The sequence below is a fragment of the Streptomyces sp. NPDC055078 genome, assembly GCF_053607985.1.
This window is the reverse complement of record NZ_JBSGUP010000274.1, coordinates 1-10,362: the sequence shown is the minus strand read 5'-3', so window position 1 is coordinate 10,362 and position 10,362 is coordinate 1. Positions and strand designations below refer to the sequence as shown.

The 10,362-nt window shown below is 73.8% G+C and carries 8 protein-coding genes, 1 pseudogene and 1 riboswitch; of the genes and pseudogenes, 6 read left to right on the top strand and 3 right to left on the bottom strand.

Features of this window, described 5'->3' with window-relative positions:
• Window positions 1-217: 217 nt before the first annotated feature.
• Together ACWF94_RS22300 and ACWF94_RS22295 are read right to left on the bottom strand one after the other, a co-directional pair.
• Window positions 218-451, bottom strand: coding sequence for a ferredoxin (locus ACWF94_RS22300; protein ID WP_453491061.1), 234 nt, complete (start codon window positions 449-451; stop codon window positions 218-220).
• Window positions 451-749 (bottom strand): annotated as a pseudogene (locus ACWF94_RS22295) (aldehyde dehydrogenase family protein); the annotation flags it as partial. The pseudogene ACWF94_RS22295 and the gene ACWF94_RS22300, both read right to left, overlap by 1 nt.
• A 98-nt stretch (window positions 750-847) precedes the next feature.
• Window positions 848-913: riboswitch (cobalamin riboswitch) on the top strand.
• Between the two features lie 141 nt (window positions 914-1,054).
• Between ACWF94_RS22295 and ACWF94_RS22290 the strand changes: the two are divergent.
• From ACWF94_RS22290 to ACWF94_RS22270, 5 genes are all read left to right on the top strand, one after another.
• Window positions 1,055-2,311 carry a prenyltransferase/squalene oxidase repeat-containing protein gene (locus tag ACWF94_RS22290; RefSeq protein WP_453491059.1) on the top strand — a complete coding sequence of 419 codons (1,257 nt, stop codon included), beginning with the start codon at window positions 1,055-1,057 and terminating at the stop codon, window positions 2,309-2,311.
• Window positions 2,312-2,499: 188 nt separating this feature from the next.
• Complete coding sequence (locus ACWF94_RS22285) at window positions 2,500-3,165, top strand: SCO2322 family protein (protein WP_453491067.1); 666 nt, start codon at window positions 2,500-2,502, stop codon at window positions 3,163-3,165.
• 365 nt (window positions 3,166-3,530) lie between these two features.
• Window positions 3,531-4,619, top strand: coding sequence for an energy-coupling factor transporter transmembrane protein EcfT (locus ACWF94_RS22280; protein WP_453491064.1), 1,089 nt, complete (start codon window positions 3,531-3,533; stop codon window positions 4,617-4,619).
• Entirely contained in the window at window positions 4,616-6,409 is a 1,794-nt protein-coding gene (locus ACWF94_RS22275; RefSeq protein ID WP_453491056.1) for an ABC transporter ATP-binding protein, read from the top strand. Before ACWF94_RS22280 ends, ACWF94_RS22275 begins: the two co-directional genes overlap by 4 nt.
• On the top strand, window positions 6,406-7,248 hold the full coding sequence (locus tag ACWF94_RS22270) for an ECF transporter S component (RefSeq protein WP_453491053.1): 843 nt from the start codon (window positions 6,406-6,408) through the stop codon (window positions 7,246-7,248). The genes ACWF94_RS22275 and ACWF94_RS22270 overlap by 4 nt, the downstream gene beginning before the upstream one ends.
• Before the next feature lie 283 nt (window positions 7,249-7,531).
• On the opposite strand, the gene ACWF94_RS22265 is transcribed toward ACWF94_RS22270, so the two are convergent.
• Window positions 7,532-9,766 (bottom strand): phosphatase PAP2 family protein, encoded by a 2,235-nt coding sequence (locus ACWF94_RS22265; RefSeq protein ID WP_453491050.1) that lies wholly within the window; start codon window positions 9,764-9,766, stop codon window positions 7,532-7,534.
• Window positions 9,767-10,032: 266 nt separating this feature from the next.
• On the opposite strand from ACWF94_RS22265, the gene ACWF94_RS22260 reads away from it, so the two are divergent.
• On the top strand, window positions 10,033-10,362 hold a 330-nt coding region (locus ACWF94_RS22260), incomplete at its 3' end, for an O-methyltransferase (RefSeq protein ID WP_453491047.1).

Sequence of the window (10,362 nt, the reverse complement as noted above, 5' to 3'; positions counted from 1 at the left end):
CGCTGGGGGTCCCCCCACGCCGCAGGGCGTAGGGGGCGGTCCGGGGCGGAGCCCCGGCGGAGGGCCCGCGCCTGCGTTGACAACGCTCGCCCCGTGGAGCGGCACGCCCTCCGGGCGTGTCCTCAATCGCCGGACAGGCTGGGTTTGCCGACCCGAGCCGCCACAACCCCCGGGGCCGAGCGAGGACCACGGGCCGCGGGCAGACAAGGGCGGGCGACTACTCCTGCGGGGGAAACACCGCTTCCCCGCTCCCCCGCAGCGTGATCACGATCGCCTCCACCGGGCAGTTCTCGGCCGCCGCGAGCACCGCCTCGCTCGCCTCCGCGTCCCCCCTGAGGGGATGCGACTGCCGCGCCGAGTCGAGCGAGAAGCCCTCGGGCGCGTGGCCGACGCACATCCCGGAGCCGATGCAGACGTCGCGGTCGACCTCGATGTGCCAGTGGTCCCCCATCAGTTGCCTCCGTACCCGGCGGGCAGATGAACCATCTTGTGCTCCAGATATCCAGATAGGCGCCGTATCCCTCGGGCCCGAACTCCCGCCCGAGGCCGGAATTCCTGTACCCACCGAACGTCCCGAACCTATCGAGACTGAACGTATTGACGTTGTACGTGCCCGTCCTGACCCGCCGTGCGCAGTCGATCCCGCGCTCGACATCACCCGTCCAGACGCTGTCGCTGAGCCCGTGGCCGTACCAGCCCGTGTCCAGGCCGGCCGCCCGCCCGCTGCCGGTGAGGATCCTGGCGCCCTCGTGCCCCGGAGGGTTTTCTCCGCTGGTGAAGGCCGCCCGGGCCGGAGGCGCACACCCCCCGGTAGAGTGTGCGAGTCGTCATCACACCCGTACGGGGGGAAGCCGGTGCAAATCCGGCGCTGACCCGCAACCGTGAACCGCCCGGTGAAGGCCGAGCGCGGTGAGTCGGAATGCCTCGTACATGGTCGTGACCGGCTCGCGCCACCGGCAGCCTGCCGGTGACCGGCACCGTCGAGGAATACGGAGCCGGAGCCCTGGTGCCTGAGCGTGCCCGTGCCCCGCTCCCCAGGAGAGGCTCGCCCGCCATGACCACCGCTCGCCGCAGTACCGCGGCACTCGCCGTATCCACCGTGCTCGGCCTGGCCATCGCCTCCGCCACGGCCCCGGCCGCGATCGCCGCACCCACCCCCAGCCCGTCCGCCGGAGCCCTGCCGGCCGGTCTGTTCGGCACGGGTGACCCGGCGTACGACGGGGTCTGGCGGCAGTCCCTGGCGCTGCTCGCCCAGGACACGGCCGGACTCAGGCCCGCGGCGAAGGCGGTGGACTGGCTGACCGGGCAGCAGTGCGCCAGCGGCGCGTTCCCCTCGTACCGCGCCGACGCGAGCGCGCCGTGCGCCGCCAAGCTGCCGCTGGACTCCAACGCCACCTCGGCGGCGGTGCAGGCACTGGCCGCCCTCGGCGGGCAGGACGCGGTCGTGCGGAAGTCCGTGACCTGGCTGAAGTCCGTACAGAACGCGGACGGCGGCTGGAGCTACAACCCGGGCATGCCCAGCGACGCCAACTCCACCTCCATCGTGATCGGCGCGCTCGCCGCGGCGGGTGAGAAGCCGGGCGAGGTGCGGTCGAAGGGCGGGAAGTCACCGTACGACGCGCTGCTGACGTTCGCGCGGCCGTGCGGCGCGAAGGACGGCGGTGCGTTCGTCTACCAGCCGAAGCAGCCCGGGGTCGTCGCCGATTCGACGGCCGCCGCGGTGGTGGGCGCACTCGGTGAGGGCCTGGCGGTGAAGGCGGGCACGACGTCCGGCCGGTCCGCCCAAGGCACGGCGTGCGTGGCGCCGACGACGATCGAGGGCGCGGCGGACAACGGCGCGGCGTATCTCGCGACGGCGCTCGCGAAGACCGGTCATCTGCTCACCCCGCCGATGCCCGGCGCCACGGACCCGAAGGAGAAGCCGGACTTCGGGAACACCGCGGACGCGGTGGTCGCGCTGAGCGCACAGGGCCTGACCGCACAGGCGAAGAAGCCGCTGACCTGGCTCGAAGGGAACTCGGCCGGGTGGGCGAAGGAGTCGGGCCCGGCGGCGTACGCCCAATTGATCTTCGCCGCGCACGCGGCGGGGGCCGACCCGAGGAGCTTCGGCGGTACGGATCTGGTGGCCGGGCTGAACGCCCTGGGCCCCGCGCCGGAGGCGAAGGAGAAGAAGGAGAAGGAGACGGAGCAGAAGGCGGAGAAGAAGGACGACGACTCCGGGGCCGGGGTGTGGTGGATCGTCGGGGCCTTCTTCGCGGCGAGCGCCGGCGCGGGCATCCTGCTCAGTGGCCGCCGCAAGTCGCGGCAGTGACGCGCGACCGGCCGCCGCGCCCCCTCGCGGCAGCGGTCCGTACCGGGTCGTCGCAGGCCACGGCGGCGGCCCGCACCCGGTCGTCGCCCCAGGTCACACCGGCAGCCCGCACCCGGTCGTCGCCCCAAATCACACCGGCAGCCGTCCGCACCCGACGGCCGCATCACCACCGGCAGATCACCACGGCGATACGCGGTCGGCTGCTGCCGCTCGTCCTCGCGCTGGCGACGGCGCTGACGGTGCTCGGCGCGGGTCCGGCGCACGCGGCGGGGTATCGCTACTGGTCGTTCTGGCAGGACGACGGCAGCGCGTGGACCTACGCCACCCAGGGCCCGGCCACCGCGCGCCCGGCGGACGGTTCGGTCAACGGGTTCCGCTTCTCGGTGAGCGAGGACAGTTCCGACTCGGCACAGCCGCGCCGGGCCCCGGACTTCGCGGCGATCTGCGCCACGACGCCGCCGAAGCCGGACACCAAGCGCGTCGCCCTGGTCATCGACCCCGGCACCCCCCAGGACGCCCCGTCCGGCGAGCAGCCACCCGCCCTCAGGGTGGCCTGCGCCCGGGTCCCGGAGGCCGCGACGACGGCGGAGGCCCTGGCGACGGCGGCGAAGCCGCTGCGGTACAACAGCGAGGCCCTGCTGTGCGGGATCTCGGGGTACCCCAGGTCCGGCTGCGGCGAACAGGTCTCGGCGCGCGGAAACGACTCGTCGGACACCGCACCCCCGAAGACCCCGCAGACCCCGAAGACCCCGGCCTCCGATGGCGGCCCGTCCCTGGGCGTGCTCGCGGGCGTCGCGGCGGTCCTGGCCCTCGGCGGGGCGGCCCTCTGGCAGTCCCGCCGCCGCAGGCGATGACCCGCGCCGAGAGCCGGGGTACGCCGGACGACCCCGCCCCCGCGCCCGCCCCCGCGCCCAGGAACGCCCTCGGGGAGTGCGCCACCCCGGCGGGCGACCCCGGGGGCACCCACCCGGGCCCCGGACACCGCGCCCCTCAGGGCGGACGCGAAGCCGGAAGAGCCGCGGCCATCCGCCGCCCCCCGGCGGACAGCACCCGTACCCCGGACGGCGCGGCACACCGGGAACAGGCGGCCCCGGCGCGTCCGGCACCTCAGCACACACCCGGAAGCAGTGCCACCCCACCCGACGCGCGCACGAGCGAGTCCAGCGGCGCCCACCCCGGCCCGGGGGGCCGGCGCGGCCATGGGCCCGGGCGGCAGAGGCTGCGCGCGCCCCTCGCGGACCGGCGCAACGCGCTGCATCCCGGGGCGTGGTGGCTGTGGGCGCTCGGGCTGGCCACCGCCGCGTCGCGGACCACCAATCCGCTGCTGCTGGGGCTGCTGGTCGGGGTGGCGGGGTACGTCGTGGCCGCGCGCCGCACCGACGCGCCCTGGGCCCGTTCGTATCTCGCCTTCGTCAAGCTCGCGCTCGCGGTCATCGCCATCCGCGTGCTGTTCTCCGTCGCCCTCGGCTCCCCGGTCCCCGGTACGCACACCCTGTTCACCCTCCCCGAGGCCCCTCTCCCCGAGTGGGCGCAGGGCATCCGGATCGGCGGCCGGGTCTCCGCCGAGCAGGTCGTCTTCGCGCTCTACGACGGTGCGAAGCTCGCCGCGCTCCTCATCTGCGTGGGCGCGGCGAACGCCCTCGCCAACCCCGCCCGCCTCCTCAAATCCCTTCCCGGCGCGCTGTACGAGGCCGGGGTCGCGGTCGTCGTCGCCATGACTTTCGCGCCGAACATGGTCGCCGACGTCGCCCGGCTGCGTACCGCGCGCCGGCTGCGCGGCCGCCGTACGGGCGGTGTCCGGGCGATCGCCCAGATCGGCCTGCCCGTCCTGGAGGGCGCGCTGGAACGCTCGGTCGCCGTCGCCGCGTCCATGGACGCCCGGGGGTACGGGCGCACCGCCCGGGTCCCGCCCGCCGTGCGCCACACCACCACCGCGCTCACCCTCGGCGGCCTGCTGGGGATCTGCGCGGGCTCGTACGGACTGCTCGCCACCGCCGGGGCGTCGTACGGACTGCCGCTGATGGCCGGGGGGATCGCCGCCGCTCTCGCCGGGCTCCGGCTGGGGGGCCGGCGCACGGTCCGTACCCGCTACCGGCCCGACCGCTTCGGCCCGCGCGCCTGGCTGGTGGCCGGATCCGGTGCGGCCGTCGCCGTACTGCTGATCCGGGCGGGTACGTACGCCCCGGAGGCACTGCACCCCGGAGTCGTGCCGCTGACCGTCCCCGAACTGCCCCTGTGGCCCGCGCTCTCGATCCTCGTCGGTCTGCTCCCGGCGTTCGTCGCCCCCGTACCGAAGGAGTCCGCGTGATCCGGTTCGAGAAGGTGTCGGTCACCTACGACGGCGCGGCGCGACCCGCTCTCCAGCACCTCGATCTCACCCTTCCCGAGGGCGAGCTTGTGCTGCTCATCGGACCATCGGGAGTCGGTAAGTCGACACTGCTCGGTACGGTCTCCGGGCTCGTCCCGCACTTCACGGGCGGCACCCTGCGCGGACGCGTCACCGTCGACGGGCGCGACACCCGCAGCCACAAGCCGCGCGAACTCGCCGATGTCGTCGGCACGGTCGGCCAGGACCCGGGGGCCCACTTCGTCACCGATACCGTCGAGGACGAACTCGCCTACGGCATGGAGTCGCTGGGCCTCGCCCCGGATGTGATGCGCCGCCGGGTCGAGGAGACGCTCGATCTGCTGGGGATGGCGGAGCTGCGGGACCGGCCGATCGCGACGCTGTCCGGCGGGCAGCGGCAGCGGGTCGCGATCGGCTCGGTCCTCACCCCGCACCCGAGGGTGCTGGTCCTGGACGAGCCGACGTCCGCGCTGGACCCGGCGGCGGCGGAGGAGGTCCTCGCGGTGCTGCAGCGGCTGGTGCACGACCTCGGTACGACGGTCCTGCTGGCCGAGCACCGGCTCGAACGGGTCGTCCAGTACGCGGACCAGGTGATCCTGCTGCCCGGTCCGGGCGAGACGCCCGTGCTCGGCGCCCCGGCGGACGTGATGGCCCTCTCGCCGGTGTATCCGCCGGTCGTGGGGCTGGGGCGGCTGGCGGGGTGGGAGCCGCTCCCGCTGTCGGTCCGCGACGCCCGCCGCCGCGCGGCGGCGCTGCGGGAACGGCTGGCCGGCTCCTCGCCCCCACCCGCCCCCGACCGCCCGTCCGCCCCACCGGCCCCGGTCGCACGGGCTCCCGAGCGCCGCCGTACCTCGTTCTTCCGGCGCCCGAAGGCCGCCGCACCGCTGGAGACGGCAGCGCGGGCCGCCGTCGCGGCGGGAACGGGGGTCCCTCAGGAGGCCGCCGCAGCCGTGCCGGCACCGGCGCATCCCGTCGCCTCGACCACCCGGCTGAGCGTCCGCCGGGGCCGTATCGACGCGTTGAGCGGGATCAGCCTCACCGTCACCCCGGGCGAGACGATCGCCCTGATGGGCCGGAACGGCGCGGGCAAGTCCACCCTGCTCTCCGCCCTGGTGGGCTTGCTCGGCCCGACGTCCGGCACGGTCGTGGTCGGCGGTACGGCACCCCACCGCGCCCCGCCGCGCGAACTGATGCGCCAGGTCGGCCTCGTACCGCAGGAACCGCGCGATCTGCTGTACGCGGACACCGTGGCCGCCGAGTGCGCTGCCGCCGACAACGACGCGGGGGCCGCGCCCGGTTCCTGCCGCGCGCTGGTGACCGAGCTGCTTCCCGGGGTGGGGGACGGGACCCACCCGCGCGATCTCTCCGAGGGCCAGCGGCTCGCGCTCGCCCTCGCGATCGTGCTCACGGGCCGGCCGCCCCTGCTGCTGCTCGACGAGCCGACCCGTGGTCTGGACTACGCGGCGAAGGCCCGGCTCACCGGGGTGCTGAGGGGCCTCGCGGCCGAGGGCCACGCCATCGTGCTCGCCACCCACGATGTGGAACTGGCGGCCGAACTCGCCCACCGAGTGGTGATCCTGGCCGACGGCGAGGTGGTGGCGGACGGGCCGACGCCCGAGGTCGTGGTGTCGTCGCCCGCGTTCGCGCCCCAGGTCGCGAAGATCCTGGCGCCGCTGCACTGGCTGACGGTGACCCAGGTCGCGGACGCCCTGCCTGCGGGCCCGCCCTCCGGCGCCGGGAGCAGGCCGTGAGCCGGCCCGTGCGGCTCGGCCCCCGTTCGATCGCCGCCCTCGCCCTCGTCACCGCCATCGGGGTCGTCGCCTTCGGCTGGCCGCTGCTCGCCGCGTCCGACTCGGGACTGGCCCACTCCCGGGACGCCCCCTGGCTCTTCGCCCTGCTCCTCCCCCTGCTGGTGGGGGTCGTCGTGGCGACGATCGCCGACACCGGGATGGGGGCCAAGGCGGTCGCGATGCTCGGGGTCCTCGCGGCGGTCGGCGCGGCCCTGCGCCCGCTCGGCGCGGGCACGGCGGGCCTGGAACCCATGTTCTTTCTGATGGTGCTGAGCGGGCGGGTGCTCGGCCCGGGGTTCGGCTTCGTACTCGGCTCGCTCACGATGTTCGCGTCCGCGCTGCTCACGGGCGGGGTCGGCCCCTGGATGCCGTTCCAGATGCTGTCGCTTGGCTGGTTCACGATGGGCGCGGGGCTGCTGCCGGGCGCGGACCGGGTCCGGGGGCGGGCTGAGGTGCTGATGCTCGGCGCGTACGGGACGGTCGCCGCGTTCGCCTACGGGACGATCATGAACCTCCAGGGCTGGACCTACATCGGAGGGCTTTCCTCCGGTATCTCCTTCCAGCCCGGTGACCCGGTCCACGACAATCTGATCCGCTTCCTCGCCTACTGCGCGGCCACCTCCTTCGGCTGGGACCTGGGCCGGGCGGCCCTCACCCTCGTACTGACCCTCACCCTCGGCCCCACCGTCCTGCGCGCCCTCCGCCGGGCGACCCGTCGGGCGGCCTTCGAGTCCCCCGCCGCCTTCGAGCCCCCCGCGCCGGCCGACGTACCGCCGGGAGCCCGGGGCCGCCAGGGGTGACCCTCGCCCGTGCGCGCGTCCGTGGTGCGCGCGCCCCGCGTACCCAAGGGTCCGTCCTCAAACGCCGGACGGGCTGAGGGTCTTCGGGTGGGCTTCGGGTGGGCTTCGGGTGGGCTTCGAGTGGCGGAACCACGCCCGCCGTTGGATCCTGGCTGAACGCGGCGATCCGCCCCAGGGGGTACGGGGATCACCCCCTGGGGCACGTCCCACGACGCCACTTGGGCCGCGCGGCGACACCGCGCGGGCCCGCGACGCGATGCCATACGTGGGGCATGCCGTGCCGCTACTGGGGCGCGGCCGGGACCGAGGCCCCCTCCTGCGACTCCCCCTGGTCCGGGACCACGGCCTTCTCCGCGGGCTCCGCCCGGGATTCCCCACCGGATTCCACGGCCCTGCCGGACTTCACCGATCCGCCGGACTCCACCGACGCGCCGGACTTCACGGGCTCCCGCGCGGCCGGTACGCCACCCGGCCCCGGCCGCCCTGCCTGCCCCGAGGTTCCTGCCGGCCCCGCTTGACCTGCCTGCGCGGGCTTCTTGATCTGCCCAGACCGCTCCCCCGCCCCCCGCGGCAGCAATTCGCGGCGTCCGGACAGCACATACGTCAGGGCGAAGCCGATGCCCACCACCACGGCGCCGCCGACCGCGTCCAGGATCCAGTGGTTCGCGGTACCGACGATCACCGCGAGTGTGATGAGCGGGTGGATCAGGCCGAGCAGCTTCATCCACATCTTCGGTGCGAGCATCACCACGACCACACCGCACCACAGCGACCAGCCGAAGTGCAGCGACGGCATCGCCGCGTACTGGTTGGTGACCGCCGTCATCGCCCCGAACTCCGGCTTGGCGAGATCCTGGGTCTTGTGGACCGTGTCGATGAAGCCCATGCCGGGCATCAGCCGCGGCGGTGACAGCGGATAGAGCCAGAATCCGACCAGCGCGAGCACGGTCGCGAAGGCGAGCGCCGAGCGCGCCCAGCGGAAGTCGGCGGGGCGTCGGACGTAGAGGAGCCCGAGGATGATCAGCGGGATGGGGAAGTGGAACGACGTGTAGTAGAAGTTGAAGAAGTCCTCCAGCCACTCCACCTTCACCACCGCGTGATTGAACCAGTGCTCGATGTCGATGCCGAGCGCCTGCTCGATGGAGTTGATCTGGTTGCCGTGCTCCTGGGCGGAGTCGACGCTGCCGGTCGCGGCGAGGCGGATGCGCGAGTAGATCGAGTAGCCGACCCGGATCCCGATCAGTTCGAGCAGCAGATTCGGCCGGGTCACCACCCGCCGCCAGACCGGCAGCAGCGGGACCCGGCTCCAGCGGGACGGCAGCGGCTTGACGTGGTCGGTGGGTACGGGACGTCTGAAGTGCGGGTCCGTACGCGACAGGAACGGCACCGCGCAGGCCGCCGCGAGCGCCGCGATCAGGATGGCGTTGTCCCGGAGGGGCGCGGTCACCACGATGTTCGGGAGCAGCATCTTGCCCGGCAGCGAGACCGTGGCGATGACCAGGAACGGCCAGAGCATCCGGTCGGAGGCCCGCTTGCCGACCCGGCCGACGGCGGCCAGCAGCAGCCACAGCACCTGGTGCTGCCAGGTGGTGGGCGAGACGGCGACGGCGACGCACCCGGTCAGCGCGACGGCGAGCAGCAGTTGCCCGTCCTTGGCGCAGCGGATGGCGCGGCGCAGTCCGAACCAGGCCACGGCGGCGGCCAGCACCAGATAGAGCGCGATCTCCAGGGGCCCTTCCAGGCCCAGCCGGAGAAGGGCGCCGTGCAGGGACTGGTTGGCGAGACCGTCGGGCCGGTTGCCGAGCCCGGCGCCGGCCACATGGTGCACCCAGTACGCCCAGGAATCGCTCGGCATCGCGGCCCACGCGAGCGCCGTACAGGCGGCGAAGGTCGCGCCGGAGGTGAGGGCCGCGCGCCGGCGGCCGGTGAACCAGAGCAGCGGCAGGAAGAGCACCACCGTCGGCTGGAGGGCCGCGGCGACACCGATCAGCAGCCCCGATGACCGCTCACCGCGCGCCACGAAGCAGCCGAGGAGGACGAGCAGAACGGGGATGATGCTGGTCTGGCCGAGGTAGAAGCTGTTGCGCACCGGCAGCGAGAGCATGAGCACACTGATCGCGATCGGGGCCGCGAGGAGGGTGCTGCGGCGCGACACCGGCCCCGGCAGGGCGCGGGCGACGACCAGGCCGATACCGACGACGAGCAGCAGGGTGCCGAAGGTCCAGGCGACGCCGAGGCTCTGCTCGGCCGAGCGCGCGAGCGGTTTGAGCACCAGTCCCGCGAACGGAGTGCCGGTGAACCGGTCGGTGTCGTAGAGCGAGCCCGCGACGCGCAGGACACCGTTCTCGCCGAGCCAGGTCTCCAGGTCGATCAGCCGCTCACCGGGGGGCTGACGCAGGACCGCCACCGCCTGCCGTATGGCGAGGACGGCGGCCACGAGCCACAGCGCGATCCGTGCCGCACCCATCCTCGAACCCGTCGTCACACTCCCGCGCACGCTGTGCTCCGCGTTCGCCACGTCGCGCCGCGCCTCCCCTACGATCTGTACGATCTGTTACGTTCCTGATTTTCCGGCTCACAGAGCCTCGCACTACCTGCTCGAAGAGACTCAGGCAACCCCATCTTTGCCTGACAGTCACCCCGTTTTGGTCGGATATCACACCGGCCGCCATCGGGGCCGGCGCACAGGAGGCATGCCGGGGAACATACAAGAAGCCGGGCACTCTCCAGTGCCGCACCGGCGTGGCCAGGGGCCGGCGCCCCCGGTCGGCTTAGGTTGAGCGTATGAATCAGGACACCCCTCAGGGCCGGTTCGAGGACCGGCTTCATGACCAGTGGACCGAGGTGGACCGGTATGTCACCGGCCTTCTCGCTCCCGACGACGACGCGCTCACCGCCGCCCTCGCGGCGAGCCGTGCGGCCGGGCTCCCCGAGATCGCCGTCGCGGGCAACCAGGGCAAGCTGCTGCACCTGCTGACCCTGGCGATCGGCGCCCGGACCGTGCTGGAGATCGGCACCCTCGGCGGGTACAGCACGATCTGGCTGGCACGGGCGCTGCCGGCGGGCGGGCGTCTGATCTCCCTCGAGTACAGCCGGACCCACGCCGATGTGGCC